The organism is Fructilactobacillus sp. YLN 2412 (genome assembly GCF_059488745.1).
Genome location: NZ_CM183165.1, coordinates 326,282 through 350,477 on the forward strand (window position 1 = coordinate 326,282; position 24,196 = coordinate 350,477).

Sequence of the window (24,196 nt, forward strand, 5' to 3'; positions counted from 1 at the left end):
CAAGTGTGAATTACTTTGAGAAGTATTCATTAAAAACGTCCTCCTAAATATGTAGCAATAAATAATAGGGCTAAAAATATTATTAATTTTCCCAACTTTAGAATAATACAAATTGAAGAAAAATTAAATATCAGCAATTATGAAAATGGATTTATGGAGTCTGTTTTATTCTAAAATAGCAAGCTGCAATTAAATTTTGCAATCGCTTTCTTTCGCGAACCATCAGCCAAAACAAGTCTCTTTATAATTGACATGTGAAAGAATGAACGTTAATATAACAATGAAGATAAATATTTGAGTAAAACAATTATGGGGGTTACTTGTTATGGTTAAAGCTGCAGTTGTAAGACCTGATTCAGATGGGTATGTTGATGTTAAGGATGTTAAATTAAGACCCATCAAAGATAATGAAGCATTGGTTAAAGTTGAATATTGTGGACTTTGTCATACTGACTTGCACGTTGCTTCAGGTGATTTTGGTAAAGTTCCTGGTAGAATTATCGGACATGAAGGTGTCGGACGTGTTACTCAACTAGGTAAAGATGTTGATAATTTAAAAATTGGCGATCGTGTTTCTATCGCTTGGTTCTACTCAGCAGATGGGACTTGTAAGTACTGTGTAACTGGAAATGAAACTTTATGCCGAAACGTTAAAAATGCTGGTTTCACTGTTGATGGTGCTATGGCAGAAGAATGTATCGTTGATGCTAAATATGCCGTTAAGGTTCCTGAAGAATTAGATCCAGTTCAAGCAACTTCATTAACTTGTGCTGGTGTTACCACTTATAAAGCATTAAAAGAAGGTGACACCAAACCGGGTGAATGGGTTGAAGTAGTTGGTGCTGGTGGTTTAGGAAATCTTGCCGTTCAATTAGCTAAAAATGTTTTTGGTGCTAAAGTAGTAGTAACCGACGGAGATCCCAAAAAATTACAAGCTGCTAAAGATAATGGAGCTGATTTAGTGGTTAACCGTCACGATGACGATGCTACGGAACAAATTATTAAAGGTACAAATGGCGGAGTTCACGATGCTATCGTAACTGCTGTTAGTGCTCCAGCATTTACTAATGCTGTTAATTCATTGGAACCAAATGGTACGTTAGTTGCGGTTGCACTTCCAAAAGGTGATATGGCACTTAACATTGATAAAACAGTTTTAGATGGAATTAAAGTTGCTGGTTCATTAGTTGGAACTAGACAAGATCTTCGTGAAACATTTGATTTTGGTGCTGCTGGTGACCTTAAACCAATCGTTAGAACTGATAAACTAGAAAATATTAATAAAGTAATTGATGAAATGAAAGCAGGTAAAATTGTAGGACGAGTAGTTTTTGATTTTACTGGTGATGAAAAATAAAGTTAATTTTTGAACCTTTTCAATCGGATTATTTCGGTTTGAAAGGGTTCTTTTTTAACATCATAATATAGAATATGTGTAATTGGTAACAATTATCTTTTTGATAATTTTAATTGATTTATATAGTTATAAAAGCCGTTAAAACGGCAAAAACAAAATTTAAATAAAAACTAAACAAAATGATTGCGTTCTCAAACTGATATGTTATTATAAGTATGTGAATAAGATAACAAATGCCTAATGACCGGAGGGTTAAATTATGACAGAAAAGAAACAAGCAAGTGCAGCAAAGCAACAACCAAATGTAGAAGAAATAAAAAACAATATTAATACAATGGTTGAAAAGGCTCATGTCGCCTTAGACGAAATGAGTAACTTTGACCAAGAAAAAGTTGATAATATTACTCACGCAATGGTAATTGCAGGGGTTAATGCTCATCAAATGCTTGGTAAGATGGCCTACGAAGAAACCGGACGTGGGGTTGCCGAAGATAAAGCAATTAAAAACCTTTTTGCAACCGAAGAAATCTGGCATGATATCCGCAACGATAAAACTGTTGGTGTGATTGAAGAAAACTCAGAAGATGATTTAATCAAAGTGGCTGAACCACTTGGTGTTTTAGCCGGAATCACTCCCGTTACCAATCCAACTTCAACGACTTTATTTAAGTCAATTATTTCAATGAAGACAAGAAACGCAATTATTTTTAGTTTGCATCCACAAGCTTTAAAATCATCAATCAAGGCAGCTGAAATTATGCGTGATGCTGCGGTTGCCGCTGGTGCTCCTAAAGATGCTATTCAATGGATTACTGAACCAAGTCGTGAAGCAACCAACGCCTTGATTCAAAACCCAGGAGTTGCATGTACTTTAGCTACTGGTGGTCCTGGTTTAGTTAAAGCTGCTTATTCCAGTGGTAAACCTGCTTTAGGTGTTGGTCCTGGTAATGGTCCTGTTTACATCGAAGAAACAGCTAATATTCCTCGTGCCGTAAATGATTTGGTGCTTTCAAAGACCTTTGATAACGGAATGATCTGTGCTACTGAAAATAGTGCGGTTATTGATGAATCAATCTACAAGGACGTTAAAGAACAATTAGAGTTAAATCGAGTTTACTTCGTTCCTGATGATGAAAAACAAAAATTAACTGATGCAATGTTTGATAGTACTCGTTTGAGTGTTAAAGGTCCGATTGCTGGAGCCACTGCACAACAAATTGCTGATATGGCTGGCATTAAAATTCCTAAGGATACTCAGGTGTTAGCTGTTGAAATGACAGGAATTGGTCCTAAATACCCAATGTCTGGTGAAAAACTTTCTCCTGTAATTTCAGTTTACAAATCAAAAGATCATAAAGATGCTTTTGAGATTGTATCCAAATTATTGAACTATGGTGGTTTAGGTCATACTGCTGCTATTCAAACTAGTAATGATCAGTTAGCTATCGACTTTGGGGTAGCTGTTAAAGCTTCTCGAGTTCTGGTTAACTCACCAGCTGGGTTAGGTGGAGTTGGAAATCTTTATAACAACATGACACCTTCCTTAACACTTGGGACTGGATCATGGGGTCGAAACTCAATTTCACATAACGTTACTGATTATGACTTGTTAAATATCAAAACTATCGCAAAGAGAAGAAATAATATGCAATGGATTAAATTACCTAAGATTTACTTCGAAAAGAACTCTGTTCGTTACCTTAAAGATATGCCAGATATCAAGAAGGCTTTCATTGTTACTAGTCCTTCAATGGTTAAATATCACTACGTTGACAAAGTTTTAGATGAATTAAATGCTAGACCAGATGGTGTTCAATACTACATCTTTGATGATATCCATGGGGAACCAACTACGGACACAGTTAATGCCGGAGTTGCTCAAATGAAAGCATTTAAGCCTGATACCATTATTGCACTTGGAGGGGGATCTCCACTTGATGCTGCTAAGATGATGTGGTTAATTTATGAAAACCCAGAAACTGATTTCTTTGGAGCAAAACAAAAATTCTTGGATATCAGAAAACGAGCTTACCGCTTTGATAAGGCTAATAAATCACAAATGGTTGCTATTCCAAGTACTTCAGGTACTGGTTCAGAAGTAACACCATTCTCAGTTATTACAGATTCAAAACTTCACGTTAAATATCCATTAGCTGATTATGCTTTAACTCCTGATGTAGCTATCATTGATCCTCAATTTGTACAAACAGTTCCAAAGGGAACCATTGCGGCTTCTGGATTAGATGCTTTGACACATGCAATTGAATCATATGTTTCAGTAATGGCATCTGATTACACTCGTCCATTGTCATTACAAGCAATCAAAATGATTTTTGACAACTTGACTGATTCTTATAACGGCAATATGGAAGCACGTGACAAGATGCATACTGCTTCAACCATTGCCGGAATGGCATTTGCTAATGCTTTCTTAGGAATTACTCACTCAATTGCTCATAAAATTGGTGGACAATTCGGAATTACTCATGGTCTTGCAATTGCAATTACCTTGCCTCATGTTATTCGTTATAACTTCAAGCAGCCTAAGAAGATTGCTACTTGGCCTAAATATGAATCATTTAGAGCTGATCAAGATTATGCAGATATTGCTCGTTACCTAGGATTACCTGGTAACACTAATGAGGAATTGAAAGAAGCATTAGTTAAGAAATTTATCGACTTGGCACATTCAGTTGGAGTAACGCTCAGCTTGAAGAGTCAAGGAGTTGACAAACAAGATCTTGAAGCAGCTGCGCAACACTTGGCAGAACTTGCTTACGCTGATCAATGTACAACTGCTAACCCTAAAGAACCTCTCATTGCTGATTTAAAGAAGATGATTCTTGATGAGTATGAAGGTGTTGGAGTTGAAACAGAGAAAGATAAGGAAGTTTAATTAAATAATTTTAAAAGACATCGCCATCTCATTGCTTAATGAAGTTGGCGGTGTCTTTTATCTTTTAATAATTTTTAGAAATGGGGTACGATATATGATTTCAATTGCTTCTACTACTGATAATAATATGGCAATTCCATTGGCCGTTGAATATGCGTCAATCTTGGAAAACAATCAAAAATCGGAATTTGATTTTTATATTGTCAAAGAAAAACTTTCTCAGCAAAGTATTAATTTATTACAATCAATTCAGATTATTTATCCAAATTGTCATCAGATTAAGTTTCTTGAGCCGTTATCAGCTCGATACCAAAATGCTAATATTAATTCTCCTGATAGTGATATTAAAATTAACGCTTACTATCGAATCGAAATACCTCTTGAAGTAGACGTTCCTCGGATTTTGTATTTAGATGCAGATATGATTTGTTGCGGCAATCTTGAAAAACTTTGGCAAACTGATTTGCACGGACACGCCTTTGGGGCAGCAGAGGATTCAGGATATGTTAATCGTTTGAAAGAAATGGGAGTTAGTGAAGAATCGGGACGTTATTTTAATTCTGGTTTATTATTGATTGATGTTAAAAAATGGAATCAAGAACAAATTTCACAGCGTTCTCGAAAAATTGCTAACGATGAACCTGAGTTATTAAAGTATCAAGATCAAGATGCTTTAAATGCAGTCGTTGATGGTGACTGGGAACGTCTTGACCCCAAGTATAATTTACAAACCCATTTAGTACGGCGGGAAAACGGCTTTAATCCAATTGTTGAAAGAAGAGCTAGTGAAGCTGAGGCCATCAATCATCCAGTTATTATCCACTATAATTGTTTTGATAAACCTTGGATTAGCCGTAACAATCATTTACATCCACTTCGCAAGTATTATTTTGCTGCTAAAAATCAATTAATTTATCGTTTTGCTAATTTTATGATTGAAGCAAACAATAAATAATAAAAATTATTGGGTTAGTATTTTCATTTTTGTGTTGACAACTTAAATAAGTTGGAGTAACTTAATAACAATCATTAATTCATTTAAAAACGATGACGAGCACATCAAATATCATGATGATTCAGAGAGCTACTGGCTAGTGAGAAGTAGTTGATTCAGATAGAAGATTATCAGCTCCGAGTTATGCGTCGAAATTATTAGAGTAGATTACATTGGGTACACCCATTATCGTGTCAGCATATCGCAATAAGTGCCGTATGTATGAGGTGGTTTCATATTGAAATCATAAAAAAGGTGGTACCGCGTTTTAGACGCCCTTAATAATCCAATTGGATTATTAGGGGCGTCTTTTTGTATTAATGATAAATAAAAAAGGAGGTGGGAAAATGGAAGCAATTAGTGATCAAGGAGATATTAGTCCCATTCAGATTATAAGATACGCTTTTAACCCGCCTTACTTTAAAAAGCGGGTTTACTACTAACAATATTGGAGGAACCCACAATGACAGAAAAAAGATTAAATCAAAATGAAGAACAACTAGCAGAATTACTTTTTAAGGCATACCAAACCAAGGAGCCTTTAAACATGCAGGACGTACAGAAATTAGTAAAAGATGATGAAGCTGCTTATCGAGTCCAACGCCGCGTGATGGAATTGAAAAATAAAAATGTCGGTGGCTATAAAGTCTCATTAACAAGTAAAGAAACTCAGGATATGTTTGATTCAGATTCTCCTTTATATGGAGCACAGGTAGAAGAACATTTTGTCCCCTCTGGTGTTGAACTATCCAAAGAACAACTAATGGATCCGTTAGCAGAAGTTGAATTAATGTTTACCGCCAAAGAACCTTTAACGAGTGATGATTCTTTAGTAGATTTGTTGCATAAAACAAAGGTAGCACCAGCAATTGAAGTGCCAGATGCTAGATTTAAAGAATGGTTTCCAAAATTACCCAAAAACCTGGTGATGGCAGATGGAGCAGTTGGTGGTTATGTGGTTCATGGTGATGAAGTTGATACTGATGAGGTCTTTAAAAAAGTCGAGGATTTAGAAAACGTAAATGCAGACTTAGTTCATGATGAAAAGCTTTTGAAAAAAGGACAATCATCAGAAGTACTAGGTAATCCTTTGAAATCACTACAATGGCTGGTTAAAAAATTAGATGAACAAGGAACACCATTAGAATCTGGACAACGGGTTTCTAGCGGGACCTTTCTATTGCCTGAATCATTAACATCGGGAACTTGGAAGGCTAATTTTGATAATGGTTTAGGTGTGGTAACGGTTCAGGTAAATCGTTAAAATACTTAATTATAAGAAAACTATCAAACTAAAAAGTCTGATAGTTTTTTTATAGTTTAAAGATAGTTTGAGTTGCATCCCAAATTGATTTGGCAGCTTCGACATCATTCATGGTAAATAAATGAATCCCGGTAACGTGATGATTACCTAAATCAATTATCTGCTGTACAGCAAATTCAATTCCAGCTTGACGCATTGAGCTTGGATTAGATTGATAACGGTTCATTAGATTTATTAGTTTGTTAGGCAGTGGTTTTCCAGTTAAGTGAGTGATTTTTTGTAATTGATTTTGACTAGTACAAGGCATAATTCCTACTTCGATTGGGATTTGGATTTGATTTTCTGCTAATTGTTTTCGAAAGTGATAAAAATTTTCGTTATCAAATACCATTTGACTAATCAAACAACTTAATCCGGCATTAATTTTCTGTTTTAAATAGTACATTTCTGTTTCTGTGTCTTTTGCTTCTGGATGACTTTGTGGATAACAAGCCCCAGCAATCTCAAAATCGCCGTGATTCTTAATAAAAGCAACTAGTTCATCTGCATGTTTGAAATCGCCTAGTTGTTGGTATCCGGGTCGATAGTCTCCACGTAGAGCAAGAACTTTTGTAATATGATGTTGCTTTAATTGTAATAGTTGTTTTAATAATTGTGATTGCGATTGATATAAGCCGGTAATGTGAGCCATAGCCGGAACGTGTAGTTTTTGTTGAATTAAGTCCGCAATTTTGAGTGGGTTTTGATTATTGATTTGTCCGCCAGCGTCAAAGGTTACTGAAATGAAATCAGGATTGATGTCTTTAATAATCGCTAATTTCTCATTAAATTCTTCATTATTTAATTGTACTTGTGGTGGAAAAACTTCTAAGGAAAAAACTGGTTTTGATTGAAAAAGATTTTGGCTATTCATAATAACTCCTAATGATTTAGTGACTTCTATAAAAATATTATACTTGATAAAATGTTAAATTAGGTTGTTAGCAGAACAGTTGACGTTATACTATAAAATTGATAGTATTGTATTTGCTTAAGTTAAGGAAACTTTAATAATTAATCATAGAAATGTCTTGACGCCAAATTGATTTGATTTGAAACGCAGACATTTTCTTTTTAGAAAGGTGTGATATTAGTGACAGAAAAAGATCAAACAAAGCAGGATGATAAAGATTTATCAAGAGGTTTAACTTCGCGACATGTTCAAATGATAGCGATTGGGGGAGCAATTGGAACCGGATTGTTTTTGGGTTCTGGGACGGCCATCAAATCTGCTGGGCCTGCATTAATTCTTGCATATTTAATTACTGGACTTTTTTCATATTTAATGATGCGTGCCGTTGGTGAATTATTATTATCAAACACCAAATTACATTCTTTCATTGATTTTGTACGAGAATATTTAGGTGATCGATGGGAATTTGCGATTGGGTGGGCTTATTGGCTAAGTTGGGCCAGTTTGGCCATGGCAGATTTAACTGCTTCTGGGATTTATTTGCGATTTTGGTTCCCACAACTGCCGCAATGGGTTACTCCGTTAATTGTAGTTGCAATTCTAGTGGCATTTAACTTAATTAATGTTGCCTGGTTTGGTGAACTAGAATCAGCATTTTCTAGTATTAAGATTTTTGCTATTTTAGCTTTGATTGTTGCTGGTGTCGGAATGATTGCAGTTGGTTTCCATACGCAGGGGAACACTGCTTCATTAGCAAACTTGGTTGATCATGGTGGTTTCTTTGCGACTGGTGCAGTTGGATTTATTCTTGCTTTCCCAATGGTAATCTTTGCCTTTACAGGAATTGAAATGGTTGGCTTGACTGCTGGAGAAACTAAGAATCCACAAAAAGATATTCCTAAAGCAATTAATTCGGTTCCAGTAAGAATTCTATTGTTTTATATTGGATCAATGATTGTGATTATGTCAGTTTACCCTTGGAATCAAATTAATCCTAATCAATCACCCTTTGTACAAGTTTTCTCTGGATTAGGGATTAGCTATGCTGCTAATATCATTAACTTTGTTGTTTTGACGTCGGCATTATCAGCTGCGAACTCAGCAATTTTCTCTACTTCAAGAACGCTCTTCATCTTGGGTAAAAACGGACAAGCTCCTAAATCATTTGCTAAGTTATCACGTAATAACGTTCCATACGTGGGTATCTTAGTTTCCTCAATGGTTTTCTTAGGAATTGTATTGTTGAACTACTTCTACCCAAGTAAAATTTTCGTTTTGATTACAGGAGTTGCTACTATTAGCTTCATCTTTGTTTGGATTATTATTATGATTACTCATATTCAATATAAGAAAACGGCTGGCAATCCGTTAGACACATTTAAAATGCCATTCTTCCCATATTCTAGTTATGCAACCATTATTTTTTACCTCGCTGTCTTGGTGACTTTAATGTTTAACTTTGAAACTAGGATTTCAGTAATTGCAACAGTGATTTTCTTTGCTGCTTTGATTGTTGGATATGTAATTTGGGATAAAAAGAAGAAACAAAAATTAAATTAATTAAACAAAAGGATCGTTAGCTGATTAAGCTAGCGATCCTTTTTGATTGAAGATTATTTCAAATTATCTAAAGCAGTTTTAATTGGAGTAGTTCCACTGTGCATTAAAATAACTTTTTTATAGGTATTTTTATTATTCAATATTTGAAAGAGAACTTCAGCTACATCTGGGATTGGATTTTCAGTACTTTTTTCATCTTCGTTTAAAGCTACTTTTCCAATTCCGGATTCTTCTGTTAGTGAACTAGGCTGCAAAATAGTGTAGTTTAAGTCAGTATCATGAACTAAATAATGATCAGCCATGAATTTCGCTGCCTGATAGGCTTGTAAACTACCATATTTAGGGTTACCAATCCATTGATCTGGTTGTAAAGCGCCAAAAGAACTTAACATGATGTAACGACTCACGCCAGCTTTTTGTGCTGCAATCATCGTTTTGATGGCACCAAAGCTATCTACTTGTACGGGACTCTTACCACGTGAACCAGCTACGAAGTAGATTGCATCATACCCCTTTAACATATCTGTGATTTGTGCAATTTTAAGGTTAGCGAAGTCAAATTTAATCACATTTACGTTAGGAAAATCATTAAACTGAGTTACTTTTTCAGGATGTGCGACTGCCACCATGATTTCATCATCAGTATTTTTAGCAAAGTCTTCTGTTAAGGCAGTTCCAACTCGTCCGGATCCACCAATAATCATTATTTTCATTATTATTCCTTCTTTCATTCGTTTTGTTTCATTATAAAGGTGACTGAAAATGAATTCTAGTGAAACGGGTTATCAGTCTTAGAATTACGAGTACTATTAAAAATAAGTGCGATTAAAAAAAGTTATCGTTATTAACGATAACTTTTTTTATACTTTATTTTTTACGCATTACTTCGAAATAATAAACGGGAATTCCTAGAGCTACAATTCCTAATGAACAAACAACTCCGATTGGATCAGACATAATTTCTGAAATGATTACAAAGAGTGATCCGCCAATGGCAACAAGAGGTACAAATGGGAACAATGGGACAGAGAAAACTCGTTGTTGCTTAGGATTACGTTTTCGTAAGATGAAGACCCCAACAAATGCCATTACATAGAAACAGTAGATTGTAAAAATACATAATTCTGAAAGTCGATCAGCATCAAAAAAGGAAATCATAATTCCAGCAATTACCAATGTAACCATGATAGAAAAAATTGGAGTTCTAGTTTTTTCATTAAGATATGAAAGCTGTTTAGCAAAGGGAAGTTGTTTTTCTTTGGCCATTGCATACATAATTCTTGGAAATGTCATGATTTTTCCATTCATACAACCAACGATGGAAATAATAATTCCAATACTTAAGATTTTCCCGCCAAGTACTCCAAAATCCTTTTGTGCGATATATGGAATAGCAGCAGTTCCAAGTTCGTGGACTTTTTCGCCCCCAATACTCTTCAAAACTCCATATGAAACTAATAAGTAGGCGATCATAACAATAATAATTCCCAATGAAATTGCCCGTGGTAGCATTTTTTTAGGATTTTTAATTTCGCCCCCTAGATTAGCAACTAAAATCCAACCATCAAAGGCAAATAAAGTTGCTAACATAGCAATTCCAAAACCACCTGCAGTGGTGTGGACATGATTGATACTTTGAGAAAGGGCATCGGCATGACCAAAGAAAAGTCCAAAAATAATTAATGCAGCAACAGGAACTAATTTACAGATGGTGGTTATAATTGCAAATGCTGCTCCGTAACGATTAGGGAAAACATTTAATAAACCAATTAAACAGACGGCACTGATTGCAATTGGAATGTTCCAAAAGGGATTAATATGGAAAAAATCACCTAATAAAATTGCAAGATAAGAACCTAAAGCAGCAATCATGGCAGGACCATAAACAATAATCTGCATCCAGCCAGATAAGAAGCCCCAAAATTTGTTATAAATTTCTTCCATGTAAGCATATAGTCCACCGGTGCTAGGAATTTGTGAAGCTAGTTCAGCGATTGTGAGACCAGCAGCTAGAGTAAGTAATCCTCCTGCTAACCATGCTAATAATGCAGCAGTTGGTGATCCAGCATCATCAATTACGGCAGCTTGACGAACAAAGATTCCAACTCCGATGATGGTTCCTACTACTAATGAAAGTGCCGACCAAAGACCAAGTGATCGATTTAGTTCAACTTCTTTATGTGGTTTTTCCATGATAGTTCCTCCTTTAAATAAAAAACGCCCTGACAAATAAACTTGCCAGGGACGTTAAAACGCGGTTCCACCCAAATTCTTCTACAAATGTAGAAGCACTTTAAAATCTAACTATTCAATTAATCAATTGAAGTTTTCCATTAAACTAGGATAGCATAATCGCAACAAACTAATTCTTTAAGAATCCTAACTTAAATTTTCTTCAAAAATGTTACTAAATATACAGTTAAAAACATACAACTTAAAAATATAAAAACGCCCCCGACAAATAATTGTCAGGGACGCTAAAGCGCGGTTCCACCCAGATTCTTTTACAAACTGTAAAAGCACTTTTAATTAATTTTTAAGTTGAAAAACTTAAAGCGGCTAATTAAGATGCAACATCTGAATTACAGAAAGAATCAGACTCTCTTAGAAGCATTACTTAAATTTTTTCTTTAAGTTATTAACAATATTCTAAATGCCTAATGTTTAATTGTCAACGATTAATTTTATTTTTTTATTTCGTACTTAGAATAACGTTTAGCACTAGCTTGGGGAAGATTCACAGTTAATTCAGTTCCGTTTTCAGTATATTTTGTTTCTTGGACAGCAAACTTTTCATTAAAAGTTGAAGTTAAATCTCCCTGATCAAAAGGAATTAAAAAAGTCGTGGTTACGTAATCGTTGAAAAGTTTTTCAAGAATCACACTAATTAATAGATCAATTGAATGTGAGTCCAAGGCAGAGAGAATCAAGTTATCACCCTCATGACTAGGAAATGAAGCTCCAGCCAAATCAGCTTTATTGAAGACTTTAATCATTGGCAGATTAGGAACCCCAATTTCCTTTAAAGTTTTTTCTGTGGTCTGCATCATTAATTCCTGGTTTTCATCCGAGTAATCAACAACTTGAATTAACAAATCAGCATTGGCAGCCTCAGCTAGCGTTGACTTGAAAGCCTGTACTAGCTGATGAGGAAGATCACTAACGAATCCGACTGTATCGCTAAGAAGAAAGTGTTTATTGTCAGCCATTTTAATGTCACGGACACTAGTGTCCAAGGTGGCAAACAGCATGTTTTTTACCATCACTTGTTTGTCTTCGTTTTCACCAAATTTTTTTACCAGTTGATTCATGATAGTTGATTTACCAGCATTAGTATATCCGACTAAGGCAACTGTTTTTAGATCGGATTCTTTCCGTCGCTTACTTTGAGTTTGATGCGATTTGTCAATTTCTTTTAGTTCACGGCGGACGTGATCAATCTGATGTTCGATATTTCGGCGACTTAATTCAATTTTGGTTTCTCCAGAACCACGGTTTGCCAATCCACTTCCAGCAGATTGCTGATCAAGTCGTTGACTAGTACTAGTTCGTAAACGGGGAAGCTGATATTTTAACTTTGCCATTTGTACCTGGAGTTTAGCTTCCCGAGTTTGAGCACGATTAGCAAAAATTTCCAAGATTAAACCGGTTCGATCTATAACAGTCGCATTAGTTTCTTTTTCAATGTTTCTAATCTGACTAGGACTCAGTTCGTCGTTTGCAATAATTGTATCAGCATCTGTGGTTTGGATTAATTGGGCAAGAAATTCAATTTTTCCTTTACCAAAATAAGTTCCGGAATCTGGATGATCTAATTTTTGTACCACAGTTTCAATTGATTCCATATGATTAGCGGATGCTAAATTTTGTAATTCTTCCATTGAGTAATCAAAATGAGAATTATTGACATTTAAGCCAATTGTAATTACTGGAGTGGTTTTATTTTCCATTAGGTCTCCTTAGGAGTTAATATCTGAAACTTTGTTGTAAAATTCAACATTATATTTACCATCTTTGTAAACTACTTTGGTAACACTACCATTTAAAATTGGTTCTGTAATATCAAGATCACTAAATTTACTAATAATACTACGAATCAAAGTACCATGAACAGCGACTAAAATATTTTGTCCATTAAGTGCAGTTGCAACAATTTCATCTAAACCAGGTTGCAACCGTCCCCAAAATTTTTGATCATTTTCGGCATCTCCATATGGATCAGCATCCGCAATCCTATCACGTGTTTTTTCCATTCCAAACATTTTAATCATTTCAGCATAGTTAAAAGCACCATGTGGTCCGCCAATCATATTCCAAGCTTGGGCAGCATCATTTCCTTCAAAATAACCAAAGTTTTCTTCTCGCAATGAAGGTCGTTGAATTGCATCTTCAATTTCTGACGGATTTGCTTTTAAAATAATGTGAGCAGTGTGACTGGCCCGTTTTGTATCACTGCTGTAAGCCTGATCAAATTTGATTTTTGAAAGTGCTTTTCCAGCGTTAATGGCTTCGTTTATCCCTTTCAAGGTTAATCCTGAATCAGCCCATCCTTGAATTCTTTGATAACGGTTTAAAAAAGTTTGACCGTGACGTACGAAATATAAATTAATTCCATCCATCTTAATTCCTCCTCGTGTGCTTTTTCCTAAATTTTATCACATTCCTTTTGTTATCGTCGTCTTTGTGCAGTAAGTATGTTAGAATGATTAATCGAGTTTAACGAGTTGGAGGTGCGTGATGAGCGAGTCGAATGAAGCAATGAAACAATATGAACAAAAACATTTGAATTTTGTTCGAGATCAAATTGGGATAGCCGAACGGCAAACTGAAAAGATAATTAAGCGAGCAAAGACCGGCCAAAAAGATTTAGAAAAAAACTTTTATAATGATGTTCGCATTAAAACCAGCACTTATGCTGGTCAGATGGACACAGGGGTCTCAGTGCGACAACAGCAACAAATGTTGTCGCAAAAACAGAATCGCTGGCAAACTGCAACTCGCGATTTGGAAACATTACAAAAGCTAGATCAAAATGCTTATTTTGCTAGAGTTGATTTGAAAGAAGATGGAGAGCAAAATCCAGAAAAAATCTATATTGGGTTAGCTTCGTTCACAGATCCAGAGCATCCAGATAATTATTTGATTTACGACTGGAGAGCGCCAATTTGTAGCGTTTACTATGACAGCGGTATGGGGAAAATGACTTATAACGCGCCAATGGGTAAGCAGACAGTTGATGTAACTTTAAAACGTGAAATTCAAATTAAAGACGGAGTGGTTGAAACTGTCTTTGACACGGATGAAGCAGTTGGTGACCGGGTGTTGCTAGAAAATTTGGGGCATCAATCCAATACCAAAATGAAGAGTATTGTAGCTACGATTCAGCAGGAACAAAATGCGATTATTCGAGATACTAGTTCTGATCTTTTGTTTGTTCAAGGAGTAGCAGGTTCTGGAAAAACAGCAGCGGTTCTACAACGAGTAGCTTATTTACTTTATCGCTATCGCGGTAATTTAAATCCAGGACAGCTGATTTTGTTTTCACCGAACCAATTATTTAATGACTATATTAACCAGGTTTTGCCCGAACTTGGCGAACAAAATATGGTGCAGATGACTTATTATCAGTTTATTAATCGTAGAGTACCCCATTTAGAAGTGGAAACTGTTCAGCAGCGATTCGATGAAAATTTAGATATTAAGCAACGAAATATTGCAGATTTTAAAAATAGTTTGGACTTTTTCAAATTAGTGACAGATTACGCTAATCACTTGAATCAATCAGATATTCAGTTTAAAAATATTATGTTTCAAGGTAAGGTATTCATTTCGAAACAAGAAATTGAACAAATTTATTATAGTTTTAATGAAAATTATAACTTGCGTAATCGACTTACTGGAACGAAAGAAAAATTATTAAAGATCTTAAATCGACATATTAGTAGTGAAATGAAGAAACGTTGGGTTGAAGAAACAATTGAAAGTCTATCAAAACAACAGTTACAAATGTTATATGCGAAGTATGGAGAAAAAATTGAAGATAGCGATAAAGAATATAACTTTTTAGCAAAACAAATTGTGACGGATGCTTTTAAAAAAGTTAGAGTTCAGATTATGAAAAATCGCTTTTTTAGTATTAATCGTCAATTTGTAAACTTATTGCGCAGTGTGCCTAAGATGACTGATTTAAGTAAATGGGGAATTAGCGAAACTGAATGGCAACAAAGTGTAGAGCAAACCATTGAGCGGTTTAAAGCTGGTCACATTAGTATGACTAATGTTTCAATTTATCTATATCTTTTTGACTTAGTGACTGGAAAGCGTCCAGATACAGAGATGCGTTATCTTTTTGTTGATGAAGTTCAAGATTACACTCCATTTCAGTTAGCATATTTGAAATGGAATTTTCCACGCGCTAAGTTTACTTTGTTAGGAGATTTAAATCAGGCAATCTTTACCCATCAAAATCACCATACAATAATGGAAGATTTGAAGCAGATGTTTGATCCTGAAAAAATTAAAGTGATTAACCTTATGAAGTCATATCGTTCTACCAAGCAGATTACAGATTTTACTAAGTATCTGATTCCTGATGGTGGAGATATTGAAGCATATGCACGTACTGGAGAAAAACCAGTTATCACAGTGGTTCACGATGAAAAACAAGGAATTACGGTGTTAGCTAAACAACTCCAATTAAATAATGAAGTTAAAGATACTACAGCCATCATTGGTAAAACTCTGGGAGAATGTCAGGATGTTTATCAAAAATTACAAGATCGTGGGATTCAAGCAACCCTGATACAAACCGAGAATCAAAGACTAGTAAATGGTGTGATTGTAGTACCAGCATACTTAGCTAAAGGACTTGAATTTGATGCTGTAATAATGTGGGATGGATCTGCCACCAACTATCCAGATCAAAATGATGATAAATTGGTTTATACAATTTGTACAAGAGCAATGCATCGTTTAGACATTATTTCAATAGGGAAGCCATCGCCATTATTTGCTAAAGTTCCTAAGGATGACTACCGCCTAATAAAGGAGTGAAAATTGGATAATTTTTATGCATATGACAAAAATAAATGGGAACAGTTTTATCCCACTAATTTAAATCCGATTACTCGAGCTGATTTAGAAAATTTAAAAGCCTTTAATGATCAAGTTTCTTTAGAAGATGTAACTAAAATTTATATGCCGTTGGTACATTATATTAGTTTGGCATTGGATAGTTATCGGCAATGGCAAACTAAAAAGAGCGATTTTTTACAACGAAAGCCCTTTCGAGTGCCATTTATTATTGGTATCTCTGGCAGTGTAGCGGTTGGGAAATCAACTACGGCTCGATTATTGAAATATCTTTTTGACTACTTGCTACCGAATCGCAAGACTCAATTAATTACAACTGATGGATTCTTGTATCCAACTGCAACTTTGCAAAAAAAAGGAATTCTAGAGCGAAAAGGTTTTCCAGAAAGTTATGATATGAAAGCATTGATTGATTTTTTGATAAAAATCAAGTCTGGGGAATCAGAAGTCAAAGCACCAGTTTATTCTCACCAAGTTTATGATATTATTCCGAATCAATTTGATATTATTACTAATCCAGATGTTTTGATTATTGAAGGCATTAATACCTTGCAGATTCCTGCGGGACAAAATATTTATGTAAGTGATTTTACCGACTTTTCCATTTATATTGATGCTGATTCCACTTTGATTGAAGAATGGTATTTGAATCGATTTAAGAAACTGATGGAAACCGCTTTTACAGATCCCAAAAATTATTTTTATAAATATGCTAAATCCGAACCAGATGAAGCAATTGCAATGGCTAAGCAAGCTTGGGAGACGATTAATCTTCCTAACTTGAATGAATATATTTTACCAACAAGAGATCGAGCTAATGTCATAATTCATAAGGGTCAAAGTCATGCGATTGATAAAATATATTTACGCAAATATTAATTTTTTAGAATGAACTTTTCAGTTCATTCTTTTTTACTTGCATCGTTTACAACTGTAAACTATAATATGATTTGTATTTACAATTGTAAACGATGGTGGTGAACAATGATGACAAATAAGAATGAAAGTGTGACTGGCGCAGAGTGGAATGTGATGCGGATTGTTTGGTCGCTTGGTTCTTGTACAACACGCGAGATTATCGACAACTTACAGTGTGAATCTGACTGGAAAGATTCCACCATTAAGACTTTGTTAACTCGATTAACCAAAAAAGGTTTTTTACGAAGTAAAAAAGTTGAACGTCATTTTGTATATGTTCCGATAGTGGCAGAACAAGCAGCTATGAATCAAAGTGCAGAAGAATTATTTTCTAGACTTTGTGCTATGAAAAAAGGACAGTCAATTATTGATCTAGTTAAAAAGACAAAGATGACACAAAGTGATTTGGATGAACTAGAACGTCTTTTAATCCAAAAGAAGAAGACGTCACCCACTAAAATCGATTGTAATTGTTTACCTAATGGAGAATGTAGTTAAGAGGAGTGATATTTTTGAAAAAGATGAATATGTCTCATTCAAATCATGGTGATATGAATGGAATGCAGATGCACCACAGTGGATCAATGGACATGGGTGGTGGACAAATGATGAATATGGGAAATTTCAAACGTCGCTTTTGGATTTCTTTAATTTTAGCAATTCCCATTATGTTGTTGTCTCCCTTAATGGGAATTACCTTTGCATATCAGCGTGATATTCCCGGTTCACAATGGATTGTATTAATTTTGGCTACAATTTTATTTTTCTATGGTGGCGAACCTTTTTTTAAAGGTGCAAAACAAGAATTAAAAAATCATGCCCCAGCAATGATGACATTGATTACGATGGGAATTAGTGTTTCATATGTTTACAGTGTTTATTCATTTATTATCAATACTTTTGTTAATCATGATGCTCATGTTATGAATTTCTTTTGGGAACTAGCAAGTTTGATTGTAATCATGCTTCTAGGTCATTGGATTGAAATGAGTGCTGTCATGAATGCCGGAAGTGCTGTTAAGAAGATGGCTGAATTACTTCCCGATACCGCTCATTTATTGTTACCAGACGGATCAACAAAAGCAGTTCCGCTGGATAAATTACAAGTGGGTCAAGAAGTCTTGATTCAAGCTGGAGAAAAAATTCCAACTGATGGTGTGATTGTGAAAGGTACTAGTGCAGTCAACGAAGCATTAGTAACTGGGGAATCAAAAGCAGTAACAAAAAAGCCTGGTAGTAAATTGATTGGTGGATCCATTAATGGTAACGGCAGCTTAGTCGAAAAAGTTACAGCAACTGGATCCAATGGATATTTGGCACAGGTAATTAAGTTAGTTGAATCAGCTCAAAAAGAGAAATCTAAAGCACAAACAATGGCTGATTACGTTTCAAGATGGTTATTTTATGGAGCTTTAAGTATTGGGATTTTAGCATTAGTTGTTTGGACAATTGTTAGTGGGTTAAGTTATGGCTTGGAACGGATGGTTACAGTACTGGTAATTGCATGTCCCCATGCTCTTGGCTTAGCAATCCCGCTAGTGGTTGCTCGTAGTACATCAATTGCTGCTCAAAATGGATTATTGATTAGACATCGTCAAGCAATTGAAAGAGTTAAAAAACTTTCTTATGTCTTCATGGATAAAACTGGTACTTTGACTGAAGGAGTGTTTAACGTTAATGCCCTTGAAACGACTTCTGATTTAAGTAAGACAGAAGTTTTAACGATCTTAGCTGATTTGGAATTAAATTCGAGTCATCCATTAGCATTAGGAATCTTAAATCAGGCTAAAAAGGATGGTATTCAACCTACATCAGCAACTAACGTTCAAATTATTCAAGGAGTTGGGTTACAAGGTACAATTTCCGGTAAAGATTATTTGATTGTGACAGCTGACTACCTAAAATCACATCAAATTAGTTATGATATTGATCAATTTAATCAATTAGCGAGTGCTGGAAATTCAGTTAGTTATTTAATTAGTGATAATCAGGTTCTAGGAGTGGTAGCTCAAGGAGATGTGATTCGACCACAGTCATTTGAATTAATTAAAAATCTTCGCAAGATGCACTTGATTCCGGTAATGTTAACTGGTGATAATGATTTGTCTGCTAAACGGGTTGCTCATGAACTTGGAGACATTGCTTATCAAGCACAGCTACTTCCAAGTGACAAAGAAAAAATTATCAAACAATATCAAGCTAAAGGATACGATGTCATGATGGTTGGAGATGGAGTTAACGATGCTCCTAGTTTATCTCGGGCTAACATTGGAGTAGCAATTGGTGCTGGAACTGACGTTGCCATCGATTCAGCTGATGTTGTTTTGGTAAAAAGTGATCCAGAAGATATTGTTGATTTCATTAACCTTGCCAAAGCCACTAATCGTAAAATGGTTGAAAACTTGTGGTGGGGAGCTGGATATAACATTATTGCCATGCCTTTAGCTGCTGGGATTTTAGCACCTTGGGGGATCATTCTTTCACCAGCAGTTGGTGCAATTATTATGTCATTATCGACTGTCATTGTAGCCGTAAACGCCTTAACTCTGCATATGAAAAAAGAGTGATTAAGGTTATAATAGAAAATAAACTATTATTAGAGAGAGAGTTAATAACATGGAAAATAAAACCTATTCACAACTACTAAAAGATGCTGAACAAATTGGATTAACGGTTAATAAAAATACTACTGATGCTGATATTTTAGGAACCGTAACTGATGGTTTGCAACAGGCTGTCAAAGCTACACCCAAAGCTGATGATGTAGTTGCTGTCCGTGCTTTTACGAACTATATTTCAGATACCGGGATGGTAATTTCTAAAGATTGGAATGGTTCGAAGGAACATGAATATAAAAAAGCAGCTGATGCTTATAACTATTTGATTACTTCAGGATTAGTTGATGATCAATCTTAATTTATATTAAGGAAATCCGATGACATTTTTGTTATCGGATTTTTTTATACCCTAATTAGAAATCTTGTTGCAGTCGCATTTGTCTGATAAAATTAAAAAGAATTATCATGCTTAAACCGTAAAAAGGTGGTGTCTTGATGCAAGTTAAATGGAAAAATGAAACGCAAAGCGAGATGTCATTAAAAAAATTTTTGAGTAGGCATGGTGTTAGTCATCGAATGTATTCTGCTTTAAAAAATTGTGATGATAGTTTTAAAATTAATGATCAAAAGATTACCCCGCAAAGAAAGATAAGTAGTGGTGAAACGTTAACGGTTGTGTTTCCCCCAGAAACTGCTGATCCAAATGTCTTAATCAGTCATCAGCCGATAGAGATTATTTACGAAGATGATAACTGGATGATAGTTAATAAGCCAGCCGGATTAACGACCGTTCCGGGACCTTCTAATCGAACTGATACGTTAGTAAATCGAATTAAAGGGCATTTAGTTTCTGAACACGCTAGTGATTTACGCCCACATATAATTACACGTTTGGATCGGTTTACGAGTGGATTAGTATTGGTAGCTAAAAATCGACTTGCGAATAGTTATGCTAACCAACAATTAGCAGACCATCAGATTGATAAACGTTATCTAACCGTAGTTGCAGGACGGGTAAAATCCGATCACGGGATGATTAATTTGCCGATTGGACGAGTTGGTAATAATTTTGCTCGTGAAGTAACTTTAGATGGGCAGGACGCTAAAACAGAATACTGGGTAAAAAATAGACTTGCAACTGCTACTGTACTCGAAGTTAAGTTACATACCGGTCGTACTCATCAAATTAGAGTTCATTTTACTGATGCGGGGCATCCGTTGTTAGGCGATGAACTGTATCACGGGCCTATGAATCAAGGAATTGAACGGCAGGCTTTACATGCGATTTCGTTACAATTTTATGATCCATTTCAAAAACGAGAATTAAGTTTTAAAGCTGCGGTGCCTGCTGATATGCTAAAATATGTATAAATAACGAAAGGGGAAAATCCTTGGAAGATAATATACAACTTGGTAACTCGGCTTTTGATAAGATGATGTTTACTTTAAAGACGCCAGTTACTAAGGAAAATCATAAAGATTATAAATTCATGGAATACCAAATGGATGAGATTGCCGATGGGATTTGGGCAATGCCGGTTTATATGACGGAAGATGACGATTTTACGTTGTTTTTTGTAGTTACTAAAATTAAAACAGGTGAAACAGTAATGGCTTTTTCAGAAGGAATCTTAGGAACAAAAGGCGATTTTAATCTGAGTCAGCCGATGAATACCGGAACTGGTTTAAACTTGTTAGCTAAACATGATAAGAGTCGAGCAGAGAACGTTTTACACTTTTTAAATCAAATTGCCAAAGCTGGCGAAGGCAACTGGCGGATTGTTGAAGATTAATAAGGAGAATTGAAATGGCACAAATTTATTTAGCGAGTCCGTTTTTTAGTGAAGAACAAATTCAACGGATTGAAGTAGTGGAAAAAGCACTTACTAATAACCCCACGGTAGCTGATTTTTATTCACCCCGTAAACACCAAGAGGCAAAAAATAAAGAGTTTACTAAACCCTGGGCTAAAGAAATTTATCAACGCGACATTGAAAATATTGAAGCAGCTGATGCAGTAGTTGCTGTGATTGATTTTGTAGGTGATAATGTTGATAGTGGAACAGCCTATGAAATTGGTGCGGCTGTTCAAATGGGAAAGCCAGTTGTGGTTTTTCAACAAAAGGACAATACTGTTAATTTAATGATCTCTGAAAGCCTGCATGCTTATTTAAAAACTGGTGAAGATGTAGAAAAATATGATTTTAGTAAAATGCCAGCTAATGAATATGATGGTGAGTTTATTTAGAGAAGTCGATTGTAAAAAGGAGACTTTGAAATGGATCAGGAACAATTATCTGGGCGACGCTTTTTAGAAGTAACGGTGTTAAATGCTTTGATTACTGTTTTTGAATTTGTCGGTGGGATTCTTTCTGGGAGTTTATCGTTATTGTCGGATGCAGTCCATAACTTAGGTGATTCGTTATCAATTATATTTAGTTATGTTGCGCATGTGATTAGTAAACGGAAACAAACGAAGACTAATACTTATGGATTTAAGCGAGCTGAAATTCTTTCAGCACTTTTTAACGCAATTTTTTTAATAATTCTTTCAATTTTCTTAATTTTTGGCGCCATTGATCGGATTCAGCATCCAGAAAAAATTAATGGCTTAGTCATGTTAGTGGTTGCAGTAGTTGGAACGGTTGCTAATTTGCTTTCAACATTGCTACTAAGTAGTGGTGCAAAGCATAATCTAAATATGAAAGCCACCTATCTTCATTTATTAAGTGATACGCTTTCTTCAATGGGAATCATTGTTGGAGGAATTTTGATTGAACTTTTTAATTGGACCATTATTGATCCCCTTATTACTATTTTAGTGGCTTGCTATATTTTGTGGGAAAGTTGGCCAGTACTGCATCAAACAATTGCTATCTTGATGGAATGTGCACCAAAACTTGATTACGCAGGAATTAATCATGATTTATTGAAGATAGATGGTATTACTAGCGTCCATCACGTGCATGCATTGATGGTGGATGAAAATAGTATCGTATTTTCGGCTCATGTAAATATGAAAAATATGCAACTTAATCAAGTACAACATATCTATGATCAGATTAATCAGTTATTAAAAGGAAAATATGGCATTGACCATGTTACGATTCAGCCGGAAACTACCCATGGCGAAGATGAAGACTTTTTCTATGATAAAGATAAAGATATTTAGAAATTTATAGATTATTTTGGAAAAAAGATTCCAGTTAAAAATTATGTCTTTAATTTTTAACTGGAATCTTTTTTGATATTTCAATAAAAAAAGAACTTATTCAATTTTTCAATCGAATAGGTTCTTAAAAATAAGCTGAATTTATTATTTTATTAAAGAGTAGCATTTGGATCTAATTTATTAGTTTCAGCAACGTACCACTCACTCCAGTTAGTAGTTGGATTACCATTATCAAAGTAAGTTTGTGGTAATTCACTCATTAAAGTGTGATAGTCATCGTTGTTAAAGTTAATAACATATTCGTATAAATCTTCGGGGATTTTGTTGCTAGCAGTATAAATCGTACGATTGATGTCTGCCATCACATGATTCATATCAAAGGTAGTCATAACGTCTAACTCTTTGTTACGAAGTAGACCAATATAAAATGGAACGAATTCATTGATTGCTTTTTCCTGTGCTTGTGAACTTAAATCTTTAAATGATAAATTATCACTCATACAATTTCCTCCTGTGTTTCAAACGCAACTTGTATGTTAATTATAGCGGTATCTGCTTAATACGTAAAATGATTTTTTAAAGATGTTTAAAAATCCGATTATTTATAGTAAGGTTTTATATGGAAGAATAATTCAAAAGAGAGCTGGTGAGTCAAATGGCGGAAAAACATGAACCCAAAAATTCACGAGAATATAAAAATAAAGTAGTGCAGACTTGTCTATTGGCTGGGAAAATTTTAATTGAAAATGGATCCGAATTAAATCGAGTGTCAGATACTATTAAGCGAATCGCTAAAAATGCAGGCTTAGATGATTTACATGCTTATGTAACGATTACCGGGTTGATGATTTCCGCCAACGATGAAGCTGGCGCACAAATCAGTGAAATTGAAAAGCGTAATTTTGATTTACGCCGAATAGCAGCAGTTAACCGTCTTTCGCGGCAATTTGCTGCGCATAAAATATCCTTGGATCGTTTTTATAGCTTATTAAAAAAGGTCGAGCACATTGGATTTTATTATCCATTCTGGATGATGCTTTTGTCAGCAGCTTTATTATCCGGCTGTATTACGGTGGTATTTAATAATGATATTCATGATTTTCTTATCACTTGCTTAGTTGGAATGTTAGGCTGGTGGATTTTTCATGCGATTGTTTCGCGAGTTAACGCAAGTTTTATTAGTGAATTTGTGGCTGCAGCTGCTATTGGAGCCATGGGAATCTTAGCAGTCCGCTTTGGTTTAGGGCAGAGTACCGATAATATTATTATTGGTTCGGTCATGCCATTGGTTCCTGGAGTTCAAATTACCAATGCGGTACGAGATTTGATTACTGGAAACTTGATTAGCGGACCAGCGCGTGGAATTGAAGCGTTAATTTGTGCGTGTGCTCTTGGATTTGGAGTATCTTTGTCATTAGTTTGGTTAGGGTAGG

General features: G+C 35.1%; 21 protein-coding genes and 1 other annotated feature. Of the genes, 15 read left to right on the top strand and 6 right to left on the bottom strand.

Annotated features, from left to right (window positions below):
- Window positions 1–325: 325 nt before the first annotated feature.
- The 4 genes from adhP (at window position 326) to AC0GLR_RS01460 (ending at window position 6,511) form a co-directional block, all read left to right on the top strand.
- Window positions 326–1,357, top strand: a complete 1,032-nt coding sequence (gene adhP / locus AC0GLR_RS01445) for an alcohol dehydrogenase AdhP (protein WP_495605049.1) — start codon at window positions 326–328, stop codon at window positions 1,355–1,357.
- Window positions 1,358–1,616: 259 nt separating this feature from the next.
- Entirely contained in the window at window positions 1,617–4,253 is a 2,637-nt protein-coding gene (gene adhE / locus AC0GLR_RS01450; RefSeq protein WP_495605050.1) for a bifunctional acetaldehyde-CoA/alcohol dehydrogenase, read from the top strand.
- Window positions 4,254–4,347: 94 nt separating this feature from the next.
- The gene (locus tag AC0GLR_RS01455; protein ID WP_495605051.1) at window positions 4,348–5,208 is read left to right on the top strand and encodes a glycosyltransferase family 8 protein; all 861 of its coding nucleotides are present in this window, start codon (window positions 4,348–4,350) and stop codon (window positions 5,206–5,208) included.
- An 83-nt stretch (window positions 5,209–5,291) separates the two neighbouring features.
- Window positions 5,292–5,530: a binding site (T-box leader), on the top strand.
- Window positions 5,531–5,710: 180 nt separating this feature from the next.
- Window positions 5,711–6,511: a 2-keto-4-pentenoate hydratase gene (locus tag AC0GLR_RS01460; RefSeq protein ID WP_495605052.1), complete on the top strand. Its 801-nt coding sequence runs from the start codon at window positions 5,711–5,713 to the stop codon at window positions 6,509–6,511.
- Between the two features lie 49 nt (window positions 6,512–6,560).
- On the opposite strand, the gene AC0GLR_RS01465 is transcribed toward AC0GLR_RS01460, so the two are convergent.
- Window positions 6,561–7,424: a methylenetetrahydrofolate reductase gene (locus AC0GLR_RS01465; RefSeq protein WP_495605053.1), complete on the bottom strand. Its 864-nt coding sequence runs from the start codon at window positions 7,422–7,424 to the stop codon at window positions 6,561–6,563.
- 291 nt (window positions 7,425–7,715) lie between these two features.
- On the opposite strand from AC0GLR_RS01465, the gene AC0GLR_RS01470 reads away from it, so the two are divergent.
- Window positions 7,716–9,023, top strand: coding sequence for an amino acid permease (locus AC0GLR_RS01470; RefSeq protein ID WP_495605399.1), 1,308 nt, complete (start codon window positions 7,716–7,718; stop codon window positions 9,021–9,023).
- Window positions 9,024–9,076: 53 nt separating this feature from the next.
- Here AC0GLR_RS01470 and AC0GLR_RS01475 read toward each other — a convergent pair whose 3' ends face one another.
- The 4 genes from AC0GLR_RS01475 to AC0GLR_RS01490 all read right to left on the bottom strand — a co-directional run bounded on the left by AC0GLR_RS01475 (window position 9,077) and on the right by AC0GLR_RS01490 (window position 13,642).
- Window positions 9,077–9,736, bottom strand: a complete 660-nt coding sequence (locus AC0GLR_RS01475; protein WP_495605054.1) for an SDR family oxidoreductase — start codon at window positions 9,734–9,736, stop codon at window positions 9,077–9,079.
- A 154-nt stretch (window positions 9,737–9,890) separates the two neighbouring features.
- The gene (locus AC0GLR_RS01480; protein ID WP_495605055.1) at window positions 9,891–11,216 is read right to left on the bottom strand and encodes an APC family permease; all 1,326 of its coding nucleotides are present in this window, start codon (window positions 11,214–11,216) and stop codon (window positions 9,891–9,893) included.
- 491 nt (window positions 11,217–11,707) lie between these two features.
- Window positions 11,708–12,973, bottom strand: a complete 1,266-nt coding sequence (gene hflX / locus AC0GLR_RS01485; RefSeq protein WP_495605056.1) for a GTPase HflX — start codon at window positions 12,971–12,973, stop codon at window positions 11,708–11,710.
- 9 nt (window positions 12,974–12,982) lie between these two features.
- Complete coding sequence (locus tag AC0GLR_RS01490; RefSeq protein WP_495605057.1) at window positions 12,983–13,642, bottom strand: histidine phosphatase family protein; 660 nt, start codon at window positions 13,640–13,642, stop codon at window positions 12,983–12,985.
- Between the two features lie 118 nt (window positions 13,643–13,760).
- Here AC0GLR_RS01490 and helD point away from each other — a divergent pair, with 118 nt between their 5' ends.
- From helD to AC0GLR_RS01535, 9 genes are all read left to right on the top strand, one after another.
- Window positions 13,761–16,076, top strand: a complete 2,316-nt coding sequence (helD, locus tag AC0GLR_RS01495; RefSeq protein WP_495605058.1) for an RNA polymerase recycling motor HelD — start codon at window positions 13,761–13,763, stop codon at window positions 16,074–16,076.
- Window positions 16,077–16,079: 3 nt separating this feature from the next.
- Window positions 16,080–16,994: a type I pantothenate kinase gene (gene coaA, locus AC0GLR_RS01500; protein WP_495605059.1), complete on the top strand. Its 915-nt coding sequence runs from the start codon at window positions 16,080–16,082 to the stop codon at window positions 16,992–16,994.
- 105 nt (window positions 16,995–17,099) lie between these two features.
- Window positions 17,100–17,531, top strand: a complete 432-nt coding sequence (locus AC0GLR_RS01505) for a CopY/TcrY family copper transport repressor (protein ID WP_495605060.1) — start codon at window positions 17,100–17,102, stop codon at window positions 17,529–17,531.
- A 23-nt stretch (window positions 17,532–17,554) separates the two neighbouring features.
- Window positions 17,555–19,600 (top strand): heavy metal translocating P-type ATPase, encoded by a 2,046-nt coding sequence (locus AC0GLR_RS01510; RefSeq protein ID WP_495605400.1) that lies wholly within the window; start codon window positions 17,555–17,557, stop codon window positions 19,598–19,600.
- 49 nt (window positions 19,601–19,649) lie between these two features.
- Window positions 19,650–19,949 carry a hypothetical protein gene (locus AC0GLR_RS01515; RefSeq protein WP_495605061.1) on the top strand — a complete coding sequence of 100 codons (300 nt, stop codon included), beginning with the start codon at window positions 19,650–19,652 and terminating at the stop codon, window positions 19,947–19,949.
- A 137-nt stretch (window positions 19,950–20,086) separates the two neighbouring features.
- Window positions 20,087–20,962, top strand: a complete 876-nt coding sequence (locus AC0GLR_RS01520) for an RluA family pseudouridine synthase (protein ID WP_495605062.1) — start codon at window positions 20,087–20,089, stop codon at window positions 20,960–20,962.
- Window positions 20,963–20,982: 20 nt separating this feature from the next.
- Entirely contained in the window at window positions 20,983–21,384 is a 402-nt protein-coding gene (locus AC0GLR_RS01525; protein WP_495605063.1) for a hypothetical protein, read from the top strand.
- A 14-nt stretch (window positions 21,385–21,398) separates the two neighbouring features.
- Window positions 21,399–21,839 (top strand): nucleoside 2-deoxyribosyltransferase, encoded by a 441-nt coding sequence (locus AC0GLR_RS01530; protein WP_495605064.1) that lies wholly within the window; start codon window positions 21,399–21,401, stop codon window positions 21,837–21,839.
- A gap of 30 nt (window positions 21,840–21,869) precedes the next feature.
- Complete coding sequence (locus AC0GLR_RS01535; RefSeq protein ID WP_495605065.1) at window positions 21,870–22,763, top strand: cation diffusion facilitator family transporter; 894 nt, start codon at window positions 21,870–21,872, stop codon at window positions 22,761–22,763.
- A gap of 152 nt (window positions 22,764–22,915) precedes the next feature.
- Here AC0GLR_RS01535 and AC0GLR_RS01540 read toward each other — a convergent pair whose 3' ends face one another.
- Entirely contained in the window at window positions 22,916–23,263 is a 348-nt protein-coding gene (locus AC0GLR_RS01540) for a hypothetical protein (RefSeq protein WP_495605066.1), read from the bottom strand.
- 155 nt (window positions 23,264–23,418) lie between these two features.
- Here AC0GLR_RS01540 and AC0GLR_RS01545 point away from each other — a divergent pair, with 155 nt between their 5' ends.
- Window positions 23,419–24,195, top strand: coding sequence for a threonine/serine exporter family protein (locus AC0GLR_RS01545; protein ID WP_495605067.1), 777 nt, complete (start codon window positions 23,419–23,421; stop codon window positions 24,193–24,195).
- Window position 24,196: the final 1 nt, after the last annotated feature.